Source organism: Dechloromonas denitrificans, assembly GCF_001551835.1.
GTDB classification, from domain to species: domain Bacteria; phylum Pseudomonadota; class Gammaproteobacteria; order Burkholderiales; family Rhodocyclaceae; genus Azonexus; species Azonexus denitrificans.
Map to the genome: position 1 here is coordinate 263,208 of NZ_LODL01000040.1, position 17,495 is coordinate 280,702.

At 63.7% G+C, this 17,495-nt stretch carries 17 protein-coding genes and 1 tRNA gene; 3 read left to right on the forward strand and 15 right to left on the reverse strand.

Translation table 11 applies throughout. The annotated features are described in order from the left end of the window. Window position 1 precedes the first annotated feature (1 nt). Window positions 2-1,111 (reverse strand): bifunctional 3,4-dihydroxy-2-butanone-4-phosphate synthase/GTP cyclohydrolase II, encoded by a 1,110-nt coding sequence (gene ribBA, locus AT959_RS19945; RefSeq protein ID WP_066887562.1) that lies wholly within the window; start codon window positions 1,109-1,111, stop codon window positions 2-4. Window positions 1,112-1,214: 103 nt separating this feature from the next. Continuing rightward, complete coding sequence (locus AT959_RS19950) at window positions 1,215-1,808, reverse strand: YceI family protein (RefSeq protein ID WP_157651372.1); 594 nt, start codon at window positions 1,806-1,808, stop codon at window positions 1,215-1,217. Window positions 1,809-1,869: 61 nt separating this feature from the next. Here AT959_RS19950 and AT959_RS19955 point away from each other — a divergent pair, with 61 nt between their 5' ends. Then, a complete protein-coding gene (locus tag AT959_RS19955) occupies window positions 1,870-3,369 on the forward strand; it encodes a polyamine aminopropyltransferase (RefSeq protein ID WP_066887387.1) in 1,500 nt (499 codons plus the stop codon). Here AT959_RS19955 and AT959_RS19960 read toward each other — a convergent pair. The 9 genes from AT959_RS19960 to AT959_RS20000 all read right to left on the reverse strand — a co-directional run bounded on the left by AT959_RS19960 (window position 3,359) and on the right by AT959_RS20000 (window position 11,868). Continuing rightward, window positions 3,359-5,113, reverse strand: coding sequence for a putative bifunctional diguanylate cyclase/phosphodiesterase (locus AT959_RS19960; protein WP_066887390.1), 1,755 nt, complete (start codon window positions 5,111-5,113; stop codon window positions 3,359-3,361). The two genes, AT959_RS19955 and AT959_RS19960, sit on opposite strands and share 11 nt — an antisense overlap. A 15-nt stretch (window positions 5,114-5,128) precedes the next feature. Then, window positions 5,129-6,220, reverse strand: coding sequence for a redox-regulated ATPase YchF (gene ychF / locus AT959_RS19965; protein WP_066887393.1), 1,092 nt, complete (start codon window positions 6,218-6,220; stop codon window positions 5,129-5,131). A gap of 25 nt (window positions 6,221-6,245) precedes the next feature. Continuing rightward, window positions 6,246-6,824 carry an aminoacyl-tRNA hydrolase gene (pth, locus tag AT959_RS19970; RefSeq protein WP_066887397.1) on the reverse strand — a complete coding sequence of 193 codons (579 nt, stop codon included), beginning with the start codon at window positions 6,822-6,824 and terminating at the stop codon, window positions 6,246-6,248. Window positions 6,825-6,893: 69 nt separating this feature from the next. Next, window positions 6,894-7,487, reverse strand: coding sequence for a 50S ribosomal protein L25/general stress protein Ctc (locus AT959_RS19975; protein WP_066887400.1), 594 nt, complete (start codon window positions 7,485-7,487; stop codon window positions 6,894-6,896). A 56-nt stretch (window positions 7,488-7,543) separates the two neighbouring features. Next, complete coding sequence (locus AT959_RS19980) at window positions 7,544-8,494, reverse strand: ribose-phosphate pyrophosphokinase (protein ID WP_066887402.1); 951 nt, start codon at window positions 8,492-8,494, stop codon at window positions 7,544-7,546. Window positions 8,495-8,575: 81 nt separating this feature from the next. Beyond that, window positions 8,576-8,652, reverse strand: a tRNA-Gln gene (locus AT959_RS19985). A 77-nt stretch (window positions 8,653-8,729) separates the two neighbouring features. Continuing rightward, window positions 8,730-9,575: a 4-(cytidine 5'-diphospho)-2-C-methyl-D-erythritol kinase gene (ispE, locus tag AT959_RS19990; RefSeq protein WP_066887405.1), complete on the reverse strand. Its 846-nt coding sequence runs from the start codon at window positions 9,573-9,575 to the stop codon at window positions 8,730-8,732. Then, window positions 9,572-10,147 (reverse strand): lipoprotein insertase outer membrane protein LolB, encoded by a 576-nt coding sequence (lolB, locus tag AT959_RS19995; RefSeq protein ID WP_066887408.1) that lies wholly within the window; start codon window positions 10,145-10,147, stop codon window positions 9,572-9,574. Before lolB ends, ispE begins: the two co-directional genes overlap by 4 nt. Continuing rightward, window positions 10,144-11,868 carry a tetratricopeptide repeat protein gene (locus AT959_RS20000; protein ID WP_066887411.1) on the reverse strand — a complete coding sequence of 575 codons (1,725 nt, stop codon included), beginning with the start codon at window positions 11,866-11,868 and terminating at the stop codon, window positions 10,144-10,146. The genes lolB and AT959_RS20000 overlap by 4 nt, the downstream gene beginning before the upstream one ends. A gap of 101 nt (window positions 11,869-11,969) precedes the next feature. Here AT959_RS20000 and mutM point away from each other — a divergent pair, with 101 nt between their 5' ends. Continuing rightward, the gene (gene mutM / locus AT959_RS20005) at window positions 11,970-12,803 is read left to right on the forward strand and encodes a bifunctional DNA-formamidopyrimidine glycosylase/DNA-(apurinic or apyrimidinic site) lyase (protein ID WP_066887413.1); all 834 of its coding nucleotides are present in this window, start codon (window positions 11,970-11,972) and stop codon (window positions 12,801-12,803) included. A gap of 66 nt (window positions 12,804-12,869) precedes the next feature. Then, window positions 12,870-14,819: a dynamin family protein gene (locus AT959_RS20010; RefSeq protein WP_066887416.1), complete on the forward strand. Its 1,950-nt coding sequence runs from the start codon at window positions 12,870-12,872 to the stop codon at window positions 14,817-14,819. 70 nt (window positions 14,820-14,889) lie between these two features. Here AT959_RS20010 and AT959_RS20015 read toward each other — a convergent pair whose 3' ends face one another. The 4 genes from AT959_RS20015 to AT959_RS20030 are packed head-to-tail and all read right to left on the reverse strand — an operon-like array spanning window position 14,890 to window position 17,486. Then, window positions 14,890-15,147, reverse strand: a complete 258-nt coding sequence (locus tag AT959_RS20015) for a YfhL family 4Fe-4S dicluster ferredoxin (protein ID WP_066887419.1) — start codon at window positions 15,145-15,147, stop codon at window positions 14,890-14,892. Window positions 15,148-15,172: 25 nt separating this feature from the next. After that, window positions 15,173-15,661, reverse strand: coding sequence for a pantetheine-phosphate adenylyltransferase (coaD, locus tag AT959_RS20020; protein ID WP_066887422.1), 489 nt, complete (start codon window positions 15,659-15,661; stop codon window positions 15,173-15,175). Further along, on the reverse strand, window positions 15,658-16,200 hold the full coding sequence (gene rsmD, locus AT959_RS20025) for a 16S rRNA (guanine(966)-N(2))-methyltransferase RsmD (RefSeq protein ID WP_066887425.1): 543 nt from the start codon (window positions 16,198-16,200) through the stop codon (window positions 15,658-15,660). The genes coaD and rsmD overlap by 4 nt, the downstream gene beginning before the upstream one ends. Next, window positions 16,197-17,486: a M16 family metallopeptidase gene (locus tag AT959_RS20030; RefSeq protein WP_205629977.1), complete on the reverse strand. Its 1,290-nt coding sequence runs from the start codon at window positions 17,484-17,486 to the stop codon at window positions 16,197-16,199. Before AT959_RS20030 ends, rsmD begins: the two co-directional genes overlap by 4 nt. Between the last annotated feature and the right edge of the window lie 9 nt (window positions 17,487-17,495).

Sequence of the window (17,495 nt, forward strand, 5' to 3'; positions counted from 1 at the left end):
TTTAGAGCTCGGAAGGGGAGGTGACGAAACCGGTGACTTCGAGATCGAAGCCGGTCATGGAAGGCATCTTGCGCGGGCTGGAAAGCAGGCGCATCTTGCTGACGCCGAGGTCGCGCAGGATCTGGGCGCCGATGCCGTAGGTACGCGGATCCCACTTGAGCGGCGCGCTCGGCGCCGTGCCGGTCAGCCGGGAGAGCAGGGCTTCGCCGTCTTCCGGGCGGTGCATGAGGACGATGACGCCGTGGCCGTGCTTGGCCAGCGCCGCCTGGGCCTGGTCGATGGAAAAGGCCTGGCGCTTGCTGGCCGGGTCGAGGAAATCGAGCACCGAGAGCGGCTCATGGACGCGGACCAGGGTTTCGCAGCCGGCCGGGATCGTGCCCTTGACCAGGGCGAGGTGAGTGGCACCGCTGGCGCGGTCGACATAGGCGTGTAGCGTGAATTCGCCGTGGGCGGTCTGCACCGGCTTGCTGGTGACGCGCTCGACCAGGGTTTCGGAGGCGGCGCGGTAGTGGATCAGGTCGGCGATGGTGCCGATCTTCAGGCCGTGTTCCTTGGCAAACTCGATCAGTTCCGGCAGGCGGGCCATCGTGCCGTCGTCGTTCATGATTTCGCAGATCACCGAGGACGGTTCCAGACCGGCCATGCCGGCCAGGTCGCAGCCGGCTTCGGTGTGGCCGGCACGGACCAGGACGCCGCCTTCGCGGGCAGTGATCGGGAAGACGTGGCCGGGCTGCACGATGTCATCGATGGTCGTGGCCTTGGCGACGGCGACCTGGATGGTGCGGGCGCGGTCGGCGGCCGAGATGCCGGTGGTGACGCCTTCGGCGGCCTCGATCGAGACGGTGAAGGCGGTGCCGTACTGGGTCTTGTTGTTGCGCGCCATCTGGGTCAGGCCGAGCTTCTTGCAGCGCGCTTCGGTCAGCGTCAGGCAGATCAGGCCACGGCCGTGCTTGGCCATGAAATTGATCGCTTCCGGCGTGATGTGCTCGGCGGCCATGACGAGGTCGCCCTCGTTTTCGCGGTCTTCTTCATCGACCAGGATGACCATGCGGCCGGCCTTCAGTTCGGTGACGATTTCGGCAGTGCAGGCAATGGCGGGATGGGGGGGCATGAGGTTCATGGAAGAGCAAAAAGGGGGCTGCTATTTTCGCAGAAACAGCCAGCTAGCACATGACTTTAACGAGGTGCCGGGCCGCTGCCGGCTGGGCGGCGGATCAGGGTTGGTAGGCCTCGACCTGAATGCGCAGGCGGACTTCGTCGCCGATGAAGGGCAGGCCGTTGTTCAGGCCGAATTCGGAACGGCGCAATACGCCGCTGGCGTCGGCGCCGCAGCCATACTTGCGGTTGGCGAGATTGAGGCCGCATTTGAAGCGGCTGATGTCGAGGCGCATCGGCCGAATCTGGCCGAGCATGGCGAGCGTGCCTTCGACGGCGACCGGGCGCTCCTGTTCGAAGATGAAGCGCTGGCTGCGGAAGAGCAGGTTGGGGAAGGCCTGCGTGTTGAACCAGTCTTCACCGCGCAGCACTTCGTCGCGCAGCGCGAAGCCGGTATCGAGCGAACTGGCGTCGATGGTGATATCGATGCTGCCGCTGCGGCTTTCCGGATCGAAGCGGATGCTGCCCGAACTGCGGTTGAACTGGCCGCGCTGGGTCGAAAAGCCGAGGTGGTCGATTTCGAAGCCGGCATAGGTATGGGCCGGGTCAATTTCGTAGTCGGCGGCCAGTGCCGGCCAACTCAGGCCGAGCAGCAACGCGGCGCAGGGCAGTCCGGCGGTCGACGGGCGAAAAAGGCCAAAAAGGGCGGGCATGCTGCTCTGACCTGCGGGCGGGGCGCGCCGTTCCCGATGTTTTTCGGTAGCATGCCTGCCCATGCGGCATGCCCTCCTCTTTTCCGTCTTCGTCATTGCCTCCTGCGGCCTGGCCTACGAGCTGATCGCCGGCGCGCTGTCGTCCTACCTGCTCGGCGACTCGGTGACGCAGTTCTCGACGGTGATTGGCACCTACCTGTTCGCGATGGGCGCCGGCTCCTGGCTGTCGAAATACGTGACGCGCGACCTGATCGGCCGCTTCATCCAGATCGAGCTGATGGTCGGCTTGCTCGGCGGCTTTTCGGCGGCCGGGCTATTCCTCGTCTTCACCTGGCTGGCCGGGCCGTTCAAGCTGATCCTCTATCTCGCGGTGTTCGGGGTCGGCGTCCTGGTCGGCCTGGAAATCCCGCTGGTCATGCGTATCCTGAAGCGCGACCTCGATTTCAAGGACCTGGTGTCACAGGTGCTGACCTTTGACTACCTCGGCGCGCTGGTCGTCTCCATCCTCTTTCCGCTGATCCTGGCGCCGCATCTCGGCATGGTGCGGACCGGCCTGTTGTTCGGTATTTTGAACGTGGCGGTGGCGCTGTGGGCGCTGCACCTGTTCCGCGACCAGTTGCCGGGCCGGCGCTGGCTGGCGGTGCAAAGCTGGACGGTGTTCGGCCTGCTCGTCGCCGGTTTTGCCGGGGCCGGCCAACTGACGACACTGGCCGAGGCTCATCTCTATGCCGATGAAATCGTCTACGCCGAAACGACGCCTTACCAGCGTATCGTCGTCACCCGCTGGCGCGACGACCTGCGGCTGTTCCTGAACAACAACCTGCAGTTTTCGGCGCACGATGAGTACCGCTACCACGAAGCACTGGTCCATCCCGGCCTGGCCAGCCTGCCGGGGGCGCGCAACGTGCTGGTGCTGGGCGGCGGCGACGGCCTGGCGGTGCGCGAAATCCTGAAATACCCGCAGGTCGAGACGGTGACGCTGGTCGATCTCGATCCGGCGATGACCGAACTGTTCGCCACGGCGCCGCCGCTGGTGGCCCTGAACCAGGGCGCGTTGAAGTCGCCGAAGGTCAAGGTGGTCAATGCCGATGCCGTGCAATGGCTGGAGCAGAGTCGCGACTATTTCGACTTCGTCGTCATCGACTTTCCTGATCCGGCCAATTTCGCCCTCGGCAAGCTCTACACCTCGGCTTTCTACCGCCTGCTGGAAAAGCGCCTGTCGGCACACGGCCGGCTGGTCGTCCAGTCCACGTCGCCGCTCTACGCCCGGCAGTCCTTCTGGTGCGTCGTGACGACGCTGGAGGATGTCGGTTTCAAGACGGCGCCCTATCATGCGCTGGTGCCGTCCTTCGGCGAGTGGGGCTTCATCATCGCCGGCCGGCAGGATTTCACGATGCTGGCGGTCGACCCGCAAAAAACCCGGTTTTTGACGCCGGAGACGCTGCCCGGCCTGTTCGCCTTCCCGGCCGATATGGCCCGCCTGCCGGCTGAGGTGAACCGGCTGAACAACCAGGTGCTGGTTCGCTACTTCGAGGCCGAGTGGCGCAAGGTTATTCGCTGACGCCCTGCTGCGCCTGCAGGTAGGCGATGATTTCGGCGAAGGGGAGCGGCTTGCTGTACAGGTAGCCCTGCAGGTAATCGCAGCCCAGGCGCGACAGGAACTCGCTCTGCATCGCCGTCTCGACGCCTTCGGCGACCAGTTCCAGGCCGAGGTTGTGGCCGAGGGCGATGATCGCGGCGCAGATCGAGGCATCGTTGGCATCGGTCTCGATGTCGAGCACGAAGGAACGGTCGAGCTTCAGGCGCTTGATCGGCAGGTGCTTCAGGTAGGCGAGCGACGAGTGGCCGGTGCCGAAATCGTCGATCGCCAGCTCGATGCCCATGCCGGCCAACTGATCGAGAATATCGAGCGTCACTTCCGGGTTCTGCATCGCCGTGCTTTCGGTGATTTCCAGCTCGATCGCATCCGGCGTCAGTTCGTAGCAGGCCAGCGCGCCGCGGACCAGTAGCAGCAGGTTTTCGTGGCGCAGTTGCTGGGCCGAGATGTTGATCGCGACGCGGACGCCGGCGATGCCGCGCTGTCGCATGTCGTGGATCAAGCGGCAGCTTTCCCAGATCACCCAGTCGCCGAGCGGCTGGATCAGGCCGGTTTCCTCGGCGATCGGGATGAAACGGAGCGGCGAGACCGCGCCAAAAACTGGCGAAGTCCAGCGCAACAGCGCCTCCAGCCCGACGACCCTGCCGTTCTTGGTCGAGATTTGCGGCTGAAAATGCAGCGCGAACTGACAGGTCTCTGGCAGGCCGATCGAGGCGATCGCCTGGCGCAGTGCGTTTTCCATCTGCAGCCGCTCGCCGGCCGACTCGTTCATCCGGCTGGCGTAGAACTGGTGATTGTTGCGGCCGGCATCCTTGGCGTGATACATCGCCGAGTCGGCATTGCGCAGCAGCATGCCGGCATCGACGCCGTCAGTCGGATAGAGGCTGATGCCGATACTCGGCGTCGTGTATAGCAGATGCTCGTTGACCCGGTAGTTCTCGCCCAGCGCGGTCTGGATCTTGCCGGCGACGCGGGCCGCGGTCAGCGACCCTTCGATTTCGGGCAGCACGACGACGAACTCGTCGCCGCCGAGACGGGCGACCAGGTCGCTCGAGCGCACCGATTCGCGCAGACGGCCGGCGACCTGCTGCAGCAGGGTGTCGCCGATATGGTGGCCGAGCGTGTCGTTGATGTTCTTGAAATTGTCGAGGTCGATCAGCATCAGCGCCAACTGCCGATTTTCCCGGGCGCAGATGCGCAGCGCGTGCGCCAGTTGCGACTCGAAGGCCAGCCGGTTGGGCAGATGGGTCAGTGCGTCGTGGTAGGCCAGTTGGGCGAGGCGGTCGGCGGCCTGCTTGCTGGCGCTGATGTCGGTAAAGTTGGCGACGTAATGGCGGACCTGGCCACTCTCGTCGCGCAGCACGGAAATGCACAGCCACTTCGGGTAGAGGCTGCCATCCTTGCGCTTGTCCCAGATTTCGCCTTCCCAGAAATCGTACTGGGAGAGGCCTTCCCACATCGCTGCGTAGAACTCCGGCCCGGCATTGCCTGAGGACAGGATCTTCGGGTTCTGGCCGAGGACTTCGTCGGCGCCATAGCCGGTCAACCGGGTAAAGGCGGCATTGACGGCGATGATCCGGTTTTCGCCGTCGGAGACCAGCACCGCCTCGTGGCTTTGCTCGTAGGCTCGCCACAGGATCTCCATCGACAGCTTGACGCTGCCGAGGGGAGATTCCGGCGGATCGGCCGGGGTGCTGTCCTGTGTCATGCCCGAAAAGCTTGGCTAGACGTTGAACAGGAAGTTGAGGACATCGCCGTCCTTGACGACATATTCCTTGCCTTCGGCGCGCATCTTGCCGGCTTCCTTGGCACCGGCTTCGCCCTTGTAGGTGATGAAGTCGTCGAAAGCGATGGTCTGGGCGCGGATGAAGCCGCGTTCGAAGTCGGTGTGGATGACGCCGGCCGCCTGCGGCGCGGTGTCGCCCTGGTGGATGGTCCAGGCGCGCACTTCCTTGACGCCAGCGGTGAAGTAGGTGGCCAGGCCGAGCAGCTTGTAGCCGGCATGGATCAGGCGGTCGAGGCCGGGTTCTTCGAGGCCGAGGTCGGCCAGGAACATCTGCTTTTCCTCGTCGTCGAGGTCGGCGATTTCAGCTTCGATGGCGGCGCAGACCGAGACGACTTCGGCCTTCTCGGTGGCGGCATGGGCGCGCACGGCGTCGAGCAGCGGGTTGTTCTCGAAGCCGTTCTCGGCGACGTTGGCGACGTACAGCACCGGCTTGCCGGTGATCAGGCAGAAAGGCTTGAGCAGGGCCAATTCTTCCTTGGAGAGGTCGAGGCCACGCACGGCCTTGGCCTGGTCGAGCTGGGCAAAGCACTTTTCGAGGACGGCGACCAGCGCCTTGGCATCCTTGTCGCCGGAGTTGGCCGGGCGACGGTAACGGTTGAGCGCCTTTTCGACGGAGGCCATGTCGGCCAGCGCCAGTTCGGTATCGATGACTTCGATGTCGCGGATCGGATCGACGCCGCCGGCGACGTGGATCACGTTGTCGTCGGAGAAACAGCGCACGACATGCACGATGGCATCGGTTTCGCGGATGTTGGCCAGGAACTGGTTGCCCAGGCCTTCGCCCTTCGAGGCGCCGGCGACCAGGCCGGCGATGTCGACGAATTCGACGATGGCTGGCTGCATTTTCTGCGGCTTGACGATTTCAGCCAACTGGGCCATCCGCTTGTCCGGCACTTCGACGATGCCGACGTTCGGCTCGATGGTGCAGAACGGGTAGTTTTCCGCCGCGATGCCCGACTTGGTCAGGGCGTTGAACAGGGTGGATTTGCCGACGTTGGGCAGGCCGACGATGCCGCATTTGAGAGACATGGATTTTTTCCTAGGGTTTTGCCAACTAAACGGCTTTGCCGTGCAACTGTTGTTGGGCGCCGGTGAAGTCGCCGGCAGCAAGTTTCGGCCAGGCCAGCAGGCAGCGGGCGAGGGCGTGTTCGATATCCGGCAACTCTTCCTTGCGCGGCTGGTGCAGCACGAAATCGACGACCTGTTGGGACAGGCCGAGCGTCCGCGGGTGGCCGATGCCGAGGCGCAGGCGCCAGAAATCCGGTGTGCCGAGCTTGGCCTGGATATCCTTCAGGCCGTTGTGGCCACCATTGCCGCCGCCCTGCTTGAGGCGGATGCCGCCGGGTGGCAGGTCGAGTTCGTCGTGAATGACGAGGATCTCCTCGGCCGGAATCTTGTAGAAATTGGCCAGGGCCGCGACCGCCTGCCCGGAACGGTTCATGAAGGTAGTCGGTTCGAGCAGCCAGGTTTCGCCGGCGCGCGCCGCCTTGCCAAAAAACTTGGCCTGCGGGGCGAGCGAGGTCTTCAGCTTGTCGGCCAGCTGGTCGACGAACCAGAAGCCGACATTGTGCCGGGTGGTTTCGTATTCGGGGCCGGGGTTGCCGAGGCCGACGATGAGGCGGGGTGGGTTCATGGCGATAAGTGCGAAAAGGCCGCCGGCGGCAAAATGCCAGCGGCGGCCAATGCAGCGGAGTGCCCGAAATTACTCGGCGGCAGCTTCGCCTTCGGAAGAACCACCCTTGCCGACGATGCCGACGACGACGTCGTCAGAGGTGTGGGCAACCAGCTTGACGCCGGCCGGCAGCTTGAGCTGGGACAGGTGAATGCTGTCGCCAACCTTGAGGGCGCTCAGGTCGACTTCGATGAAAGCCGGCAGGTCCTTGGCCAGGCAGAGGACTTCGACTTCGGTCACGACGTGGTTGACCAGACCGCCGCTGAGCTTGACGCCCGGGGCAACTTCTTCGTTGACGAAGTGGAGCGGCACCTTGATGTGCAGTTCGTGGGTTGCATCAACGCGCTGGAAGTCGATGTGCAGAACCAGCGGCTTGTAGGCGTGTGTCTGGTAGTCGCGCAGCAGCACGGCTTCCTTCTTGCCATCGACGACGAGGCTGATGATGGAAGAATGGAAGGCTTCCTTCTTCAGCTTCAGTAGCAGGTCGTTATGGGCAACTTCGATAGCCTGGGCGGCGGCTTCGCCACCATAAACGATGCCCGGGACGGTGCCGGCACGACGCAGGCGGCGGCTCGCACCCGTTCCCTGCAGCGTACGCGCTTGCGCGATCAGTTCAAAAGTCATTGTGATACTCCAGTAGATTTCCCCGACCGCGACCAGTCCGGGAAGGTTTAAAAAACTTAGTCGATGAACAGCGACGAGACAGAGTCGTCGTTGCTGATCCGGCGAATGGTTTCGGCCATGATGTCGGCCACCGACAGTTGGCGGATGCGCGGGCAGGCAGCGGCATCGTCGCGTAGCGGAATGGTGTCGGTGACGACCAGGGCATCGAGGTCGGAGTCGTTGACGCGCTCGACGGCCGGGCCGGATAGCACCGGGTGCGTGCAGTAGGCGACGACCTTCTTGGCGCCGTGCTGCTTGAGTGCGGTGGCGGCCTTGCACAGCGTGCCGGCGGTGTCGACCATGTCGTCCATGATGATGCAGGTGCGGCCGTCGACTTCACCGATGATGTTCATCACTTCGGAGACGTTGGCCTTTGGGCGGCGCTTGTCGATGATCGCCAGGTCGCATTCGAGGCGCTTGGCCAGCGAACGGGCGCGGACAACGCCGCCGTGGTCGGGCGAAACGACCAGCGGGTTCTCGTAATTCTGTTTCTTGATGTCTTCGAGCAGGATCGGCAGGGCGTAGATGTTGTCGACCGGAATGTCGAAGAAGCCCTGGATCTGTTCGGCGTGCAGGTCCATGGTCAGCACGCGGTCGACGCCGGAGGCGACGAGCATGTTGGCGACCAGCTTGGCGGCGATTGGCACACGTGAGGAACGCGAGCGGCGATCCTGGCGGGCATAGCCGAAGTAAGGGATGGCGGCGGTGATCCGGCCGGCCGAGGCGCGCTTCAACGAATCGACGACGACCAGCAGTTCCATCAGGTTGTCGTTGCAGGGGGCGCAGGTCGATTGCAGCACGAAGATGTCACGGCCGCGCACGTGTTCCTGCAGTTCGACGGAGACTTCGCCGTCGGAGAAACGACCGACGTTGGCACGCCCGAGATCGACGTTGAGTTGTTTCGCGACTTCGACAGCCAGTTTCGGGTTGGCGTTGCCGGTGAAGACCATCAAGCTGTTGTAGGCCATTTCAACATCCCTCAGGGCAATTGCATACTTTTGCTTGCCGCAATAGAAATCGGGCAGGTTGAAACCTGCCCGAGGAAAGCTTGGCTGGGGAAGAAGGATTCGAACCTTCGAATGCCGGAATCAAAATCCGGTGCCTTGACCAACTTGGCGACTCCCCAGCGGATCGTCTGTTCGGCGTTGCGTTCAAACGAGGCGCGCATATTACCGGGCGATTTGCAGGATGTCTACTGTTTCGTTAAATTTTTGCCAGCGGATGTTCGGCAAGGCCGTCGGCCAGCCAGCCGTCGAACCCGGCCGGCAGGGCCCGGAAGACTGCTTCCGCCGCGCTGCGCCGGGCAAAGCCGGCAAAAACGCAGGCGCCGGAGCCGGTCATCATCGCCTCTGGTGCATGCTGCTTGAGCCAGGCCAGATGCGTGGCAACTTCCGGAAATTTGCTGCAGGCGACGGCTTCGAGATCGTTGTGGCCTTGGCCGGGGCGCCATTTAGCGGTTTCTATCGGTGGCGTGTCGCGGCGCAGCTCCGGGGCGCCGAAAATGGCCGCGGTCGGCACGTTGACCGCCGGATGCAGGACCAGATAGCTCGCTGCCGGCAGTTCGAGGTCGGTAAAGGCTTCGCCGACGCCTTCGGCAAAGGTGTTGCGGCCATGCACGAAGACCGGCACGTCGGCGCCGAGGCCGAGGCCGAGTTTTTCCAGGGCGGGGCGCGACAGTCCGGTTTGCCACAGGTGATTGAGGGCGAGCAGCACGGTGGCGGCGTCGGAGCTGCCGCCACCGAGGCCGCCGCCCATCGGCAGGCGCTTGTCGAGGCTGATGGTGGCGCCCTGCGTGCAGCCCGTGGCCTGTTGCAGCAGGCGGGCGGCGCGCACGGTCAGGTCGCTGTCGGGCGGCACGCCGGGGATCGGCGTGGCGAGGACGATCCGGTCGTCGGCGCGTGGCGCGAAGCGTAGCGTGTCGGCGCGGTCGATGAAACGGAAGACGGTTTGCAGCAGATGGTAGCCATCGGCCCGGCGGCCGACGACGTGCAGGAAGAGGTTGAGCTTGGCCGGTGCCGGCCAGTCGCTGTCCCAGGTCCAGGATTTCATGGGGCTTCTTTCCATTCTTCGATGCGCAGGCGCAGTTCGATTTCTTGATTGCGGTTCAGGGTCAGGCGGCTGGGCAGCGCGGCGGGGGCAAAGTCTTCGTAGTCGTAATCGATCCGCCACTCGCCTTCCTGCAGGTGGCTCGGGCGACCCAGCGGGTCGATGCTGAGCGCGGCGTTCGGGCCGGGGCGGCCGAGCAGCCAGGCCGGCAGGCGGGTGACCGGCAGGCGCTGGCCGGTGACTTCTTCCATCAGCGCATCGGCGTCTGGCGATTCAAGGCGCTTGCCGTCGGCGGTTTGCAAGCGGGAGAGGGCAGGGGTGGTTTCGATTTCAGCCAGGGCGATGCCGAGCGGGTTGGCGATCAGGATACGATTGGCGTCGTTTTTGTGCTCCCAGGACAGTCGACCGCCGGCACTTTGCGGCGCGCTGTCGGGCAGCGTGACACGTAGCGCAAAACGGGCTTCAAGGGCGAAGTCGCCGACCTGGTCGCGACCGGGCAGCGCACCCGGTGGCAGGCTGGCGCAGCCGGCGAGCAGGACGCAGCCGGCGAGCAGGGTGCTGCAGTGAGCCCTCAAGGCAGCAGTTTCTTGATCGTGCCGGAGAGGACGTCGTTGTCCGGGTGCTGCTTGGCGGCCTCCTGCAGCAGGCGGCGGGCGCCATCCTTGCGGTCGAGCTGCCACAGCACTTCGCCGAGGTGGGCGGCGATTTCCGGGTCGGCCTTGATGGCGTAGGCGGCTTCCAGGGTTTTCAGCGCTTCGCTCAGCTTGCCCTGGCGATACTGGACCCAGCCCATGCTGTCCATGATGAAGGGGTCTTCCGGGGCCAGGCGCAGGGCCTTGGCGATCAGGCTTTCGGCTTCGTCGAGGCGGATGTTGCGTTCGGCCAGCGAGTAGCCGAGCGCGTTGAGGGCGTGGGCGTGATCGGGTTTCAGTTTGATCAGGTGCTTGAGATGGCTTTCGAGCAACTCCGGCTTGCCGACGCGTTCGGCGAGCAGAGCGGCTTCGTAGAGTAGTTCCGGGCTGTCCGGCTGACGGGCGAGGGCACTCTCGAGCAGGGTGAGCGCCTCGTCGTTGCGGCCGGCTTCGCGCAGCAACTGGGCTTCGGCGAGCAGCAATTGGGTTTTCTCGGCACTGTTGCCGCTGCTGTCGTGCAGCAAGGCGCGTGCTTCCTCGATCCGGCCTTGTCGCTGGAGGATCTGGGCGGCCCGGGCGCGCGCCGGAATGTACTGATCGCCACTGTTGACCTGGCGGTAATGGACAAGGGCGGCGTCCGGTTTCTTCTGCTCTTCGTCGAGCTGGCCGAGGAAGAAATGAATGGTGCTTTTATCCGGGAAGTCGGTTTGCAACAGTTTTTCCAGTTGCTGGCGACCGGTCGTCGCGTCGCCCTGCTGCAGGGCGAGCATGGCAACCGGATAGATGACCTCCGGATTATCCGGGTTGTCCTTGATCAGACGGTCGAAATGGACGCGTGCCTCGTTGTAGTGCTTTTCGCTGATCAACAGTCGGGCCAGGGTCAGGCGGGCGTCGCGCGCATTTTCGTTGCGGCTGACGAAGCCGCTCAGGCTGTCGATGGCGGTCGTCGTCGATTGGCGGGCCTGCAACTGGGCGCGGGCCAGTGCGGCGACTTCCCAGTCCGGCCGCAGGATCAGCGCTTTCTCGGTTTCGTTCAGGGCGCGCAGGTTGTCGCCGGCATTGGCGGCGGCCTGGGCCATCGCGAAATGGGCCTCGGGGATGCCGTCGTAAGGGCTGGCGACGCGGTCGACCAGCCGTTGCACGGCTTTCTTGTCGGTGTGGCGGGCCAGGATGCGATTCAGGTGGAGCAGGTTGCTAGGCAGGTTGGCCGGGTCTTTTTCGAGCAGGGTCGCCAGTTGCGGCGCCAGTTCGTCGATGCGGTTGGCCATGACGAGCAGCGAGGACTCGGTCTGGCGGGCCTTGGCCGAATCCGGTTCGACCTCCAGCCAGAGCTTGGTCAGTTCGAGCGCCTTGTCGTACTGGCGGGCGAAACCGGCGACCTCGACGGCGCGGGCGATGGCCTGAGGGTCGCGGGTGCGCAGAGCGAGATCGCTCCAGGCATCGAGTCCGAGTTTGACGTCGCCCCGCTGTAGCGCAAAGTCGCCGAGCAGTGACTGAAAGACCGTGCGCGCCAGCAAGTCCTCCGAGGCGGAGCGCATCGCGCCCTGCGCGAGCGAGCGCTTGGCGGCCGGCTTCGGCGGGGTCTCGCCGGCGGCCTGGCTGAATGGGCCGTGGGATATCCCCAGGGCCAGCATGAGGGCGGCGACGATGGACTTCGGTTGCATGGTGCGGCTTTCTGTCGAGGGGGATGCGGGATTTGGCTGTTGGAGCGCATAGAATCGAATTAGTTTGCGATGTTATTTGGGTTTTGACGGAGGAACAAGCGATGCCGGAGTTGCCGGAGGTAGAAGTTTGTCGGCGCGGGATAGAGCCGGAATTGCTGGGTCGAGTGATCGAAGGGGCGGTGATCCGTGCGCCCAAGCTGCGCCAGGTCATTCCGCCGGCCCTGGTCGAACTGCTGCCGGGCTGCCAAATCGTCGCCGTTCGCCGGCGTGGTAAATATTTGTTACTGGACTGTTTGGGCGAAGGCGTCGAGGGTTGCCTGATCATTCATCTCGGCATGTCGGGCAAGCTGCGCTTCGTGTCGCATAGCCAGTCGCCGGCCAAGCACGACCATTTCGACCTGGTGCTGGCCGAGCAGGTTCTGCGCTTCACCGATCCCCGGCGCTTTGGCGTCGTGCTCTGGCAGCCTGGGCCGCCCGCGGCCGCGGAAAGCCATCCCTTGCTGGCGACGCAGGGTATTGAGCCGTTGTCCGACATCTTTGCCGCTGACTGGCTGCATGCCGCCTGCGCCCGGCGCAGTGGGCCGATCAAGCCGATCCTGATGGACAGCCATCTGGTGGTCGGCATCGGCAATATCTACGCTTCGGAAAGCCTTTTCCGGGCCGGTATTTCGCCGCTGCGGGCGGCCAACCGGATCAGCCGGGCGCGCTACGACCTGCTCGTGCCGGCCATTCGCGAGACGCTCTCGGCGGCGATTGCAGCCGGCGGCAGCAGTATTCGCGATTACGTGCACAGCGATGGTGGGAGCGGTTGGTTCCAGATCCAGGCCGGGGTATACGACCGTGACGGGCAGCCCTGCCTGCGTTGCGGTGGGGTCGTCAAACAGGTCCGGCAAGCCGGGCGCAGCACCTATTACTGTCCTTCCTGCCAGCATTAAATTGCGGGGGCAAGCCCCTGTTTTTATGCTAAATTGAGGCTTCCGATCGTATTTACGGTGCATGACATGTCACTAGCCAATCAATTCGCGGCCTACACCAACTGGCGGGCTGGGCTTTCCAGTTATATCGGCGAGTTCCAGGACTGGTTGTCGCAGAACGAGCTCTCCGATGCGCAGACCGACCTGCGCCTGACGCAGTTGCTCGAGCGCCTGCGCGAGGACCGCCTGAACGTGGCCTTTGTCGCCGAGTTTTCGCGTGGCAAGTCGGAACTGATCAACGCCATCTTCTTTGCCGATTTCGGCAACCGGATGCTGCCTTCCTCGGCCGGACGGACGACGATGTGCCCGACCGAACTGCTCTTCGACGGCAACAAGTTGCCCTGCATCGAACTACTGCCGATCCAGACGCGGGCGTCGAATTCCGGAGTCAGCGAATACAAGGGTTTCCCCGACGAGTGGACGAGCGTCGGCCTCGATGTCGAGTCGCCGGATGCGATGCAGGATGCGCTGCGCCATGTCAGCGAAACGACGCGGGTGACGCCGGAAGAAGCGGCCCGTCTCGGTTTCGAAGTCGGCCAGGGCGAAGTCGAGTTGTACCGCGTCGGCGACGACGGGCTGGTCGAAGTCCCCCGCTGGCGCCACGCGATGATCAATTTCCCGCACCCGCTGCTCAAGCAGGGCTTGGTCATTCTCGATACGCCGGGCCTCAACGCCATCGGTGCCGAACCCGAACTGACCCTGTCGCTGCTGCCCAATGCCCACGCCGTGCTGTTCATCCTGGCTGCCGATACCGGCGTTACGCAGTCCGATCTGGCAATCTGGAAAGAGCATATCTGCGGCGGTGGCATGGCCAAGCGCGGCCGCATGGTCGTGCTGAACAAGATCGACGGCCAGTGGGACGAGCTGAAGAGCGAAGTGGAGATCGATGCCGAAATCCGGCGTCAGGTCGAAACCAGCGCCGAGATTCTGGATTTGCCGGCCGCTCAGGTCTTCCCGGTTTCGGCCCAGAAGGGGCTGGTCGCCAAAATCAACGACGATGCCGCCTTGCTCGAACGCAGCCGCCTGCCGCTGCTCGAAGCCGCACTGTCCGACGAACTGATTCCGGCCAAGCGCGAGATCGTCTGCGACAGCACCGACAGCGAGTTCGGCGATGTCAGCCGGCGCGTCCGTGGCTTGCTCGACTCGCGGCTCGTAGGCTTGCGCGAGCAGCTGACCGAATTGACCGAGTTGCGCGGCAAGAACAAGGGCGTCGTCGAGTACATGATGGGCAAGGTCCGCGCCGAGAAGGACGAGTTCGAGTCCGGCCTGCAGCGCTATTACGCGGTGCGCAGCGTCTTTTCGACGCTGACCAACAACCTGTTCGGCCACCTCGGCCTCGACGTTCTGCGCCAGATGACGCAAAAGACGCGCGATGCGATGCTCGAAGCCAGTTTCTCGAAGACGCTGTCGGATTCCATGGCGGCGTTTTTCAGCAACTCGCGCGAGGCGCTGACCAAGTCGAATCACGAGATCAACGAAATCCTGTCGATGATGGAAGCGGTGTACAAGCGCTTTGCTGTCGAGCATGGCCTGAAGCTCGGTTCGCCGACCGCTTTCTCGCTGCTCCGCTACGAGAAGGAGCTGGATCGCCTGGAAGCCTGGTGCGACAGCCATCTGAACACCATGGTCAGCCTGCTGACGCACGACAAGAAAAACATCACGCAGAAGTTTTTCGAGGAAGTCGCGGTCCAAGTCCGGCGTGCCTTCGAGCATGCCAACCGTGATGCCGAAACCTGGCTGCGGGCGATCATGGCGCCGATGGAAACCCAGGTCCGCGAACATCAAATTCAGTTGAAGCGGCGCCTGGAAAGCATCAAGCGCATCCATCAGGCGACCGACACGCTGGAAGACCGGATTGCCGAACTGGAAAGCGTCGAGAAGAACCTGCAGCAGCAGATTCAGTCGCTGGAAGCGATCGTCGGCCGGGTTCGCGAAATGTTGTTGCCGCTGCCGGTCAGCGAACTGAAGGCGGCCTGAGCCTTAAGTCCGGCGGTCGACAATAAAAAACCCGCGATTTTCGCGGGTTTTTTATTGGGGCCGGCCAGGCTCAGGGGCGCTTGTTGCCGGTCAGCTTTTCGTACTTGACCCACAGCATGTCTTCGCTTTCGACATGGTTGGCGTCCTTGGGGATGCAGTCCACCGGGCAGACCTGCACGCACTGCGGTTCGTCGTAGTGGCCAACGCACTCGGTGCACTTGTTGGGGTCGATTTGATAAATTTCCTCGCCTTGGGAAATTGCTTCATTCGGGCACTCGGGTTCGCAGACGTCGCAGTTGATGCACTCGTCGGTGATGATCAGAGACATGGCCGTTCTTCCTCTCTCGGTTAACTTAAGTTTTCGCCCGCAGGCGCTTTTCTACACAAGGTTGTACAAATTTGCTGACATCGCCGCCCAGACGTGCGATTTCGCGCACCATCGTGGCGGAGATGAACATGTGTTGCTCGCCCGGCGTCAGGAAGACCGTCTCCACCTCCGGGTACAGGCTGCGGTTCATGCCCGCCATCTGAAACTCATACTCAAAGTCTGAAACCGCGCGCAATCCCCGGACGATGACTTTGGCACCCTGCTCATGCACAAAGTTCATCAGCAGGGTGTTGAAGCCGACGATTTCGACATTCGGGATGCCGCCCAAAATTTCCCGGGCCATGTCGACCCGGTCGGCCAGCGCAAAGCGGGGCTGTTTCGACGGGCTTTCGGCGATCGCCAGGATCAGCTTGTCGAACAGGCTCGCCGCACGATGCACGAGGTCTTCGTGGCCGCGGGTGATCGGGTCGAAGGTGCCCGGGTAGATCGCTACGCGATGATTGAGTTTGGTCAAGCTGCTTCCCGCCGCATCAGTTGAAAGTGAACTTCGCCTGCCTTGCCGTGCCGCACCGTGCGCCAGTCGCCCAATGCGTCGATTTCATGCTCCGCCTCGACATAAATGGCCGCATCTTCATTCAGCACGCCGGGCAAGAGTGGCTCCAGGCGCGGAATCCAGCCTTTTTTGTAAGGCGGATCGAGGAAGATCAGGTCAAATCTGCTTTTTGACGAAGCCAAATATTGTAGCGCATCCCCGCGAATGATCTCCAGCGCCGCCGGTTTATCGAGCAATTCGCGATTTTCATGCAGCGCGGCCAGCACGCGCGGGGTCTGTTCGACCATGACGACTTTGGCGGCGCCACGCGACACCGCTTCGAAGCCGAGGGCGCCGCTGCCGGCGAAGAGGTCGAGGCAGTGCCAGCCGTCCAGTTCCTGGCCGAGCCAGTTGAACAGCGTTTCGCGGACTCGGTCCGGCGTCGGGCGCAGGCCTTCGCTGTCCGGAAATTTGAGGAGGCGGCGGCGAAACTCGCCGCCGATGATGCGTACCGAGTTCAATCTGCGGCAACCGTCACGGTAATCAGTTCGGTCGGGCGGACATGGCGGGCAAAGGCCTGCTTGATCTGGTCGGCCGTCACCGCCTGTACCTTGGCCTGGTATTGGTCGAGGTAGTCGAGCGGCAGGCCGTAGAAGCCGATCGCCGCTACGTTGTCGAGCAGTTTCTTGTTGCTGTCCAGGCGCAGCGGGAAGCTGCCGGTCAGGTTGGCTTTGGCGGCGGTCAGTTCGTCCGGGCTCGGGCCGTCCTTGAGGAAACCGTCAAGGACGTCGCGGGCCACCTTGATCGCATCCTGGGCTTGCGAGCGCTTGGTCTGCAGGCCAATCTGGAACGGGCCGCGCTGCTTGAGCGGGGCAAAGTAGCTGTACACACTGTAGGCATAGCCGCGCTGGTCGCGGACTTCCTTCATCAGGCGGGAGACGAAGCCGCCGCCGCCCAGCGTGTAGTTGCCGACGAGCAGCGGGAAGTAGTCCGGATTGCCGCGCTCGATGGCCGGCAGGCCGATGTAGATGTGGGCCTGGCTGGCCGGGTGGGGTAATTTGGTCAGGCCGCCTTGCGCCGCCGCCGGGGCGGCCGGCAAGGTTGCGGCCCCTCCCTTGGGTAGGCCGGCGGCGAGCGATTCGGCGATCCGCTCGGCATCGCTGCGCGAAATGTCGCCGACCAGCGTGATGCTGGCGTTTGCGGCGGTGTAGTAGCGGGCATGGAAGGCGGCCAGGTCGTCGCGGTTGAGCGTGGCGACGCTTTCCGGGCTGGCCTGCTTGCCGTAAGGGTGGTTCGGATACATCGCCGCCCAGAAGGCCTTGCCGGCGATGCTGTCGGGGCGGGTCAGCGCTTCCTTCAGGCTGGCGATGGTGCGGGCCTTTTCGCGTTCGAAAATGGCGGCATCGAAGCGCGGGCTTTGCAAAACGCTACGCAGGATGTCGAGTGCCGGTTCGCGCTTGTCCTTGGCCGACAGTGTGCGCAGGGCGATGCTGGCGCGGTCGGTGTCGGCACCGCCACCAAGGTTGGCGCCGATGTCGGCCATCTGTTCGGCGATCGCGGTTTCATCGAGCTTGCCGGCGCCGAGGTCGAGCCCGGCGCGGGTCAGCGCGGCGAGGCCGGACTTGCCGGCCGGGTCGAACATTGAGCCGGCGGCGAAATCGACCTGGACGTCGAGCATCGGCAGGACGCGGCTTTCGACGAAATAGACGCGGGCGCCGGAGGGCGAGACCCAGTGCTCGATCTTGACGCCGGCCAGGGCGACCTGGGTGACGAGCAGGGCGATTGCTGCGGTCAACAGTTTTTTCATGGTCATTTT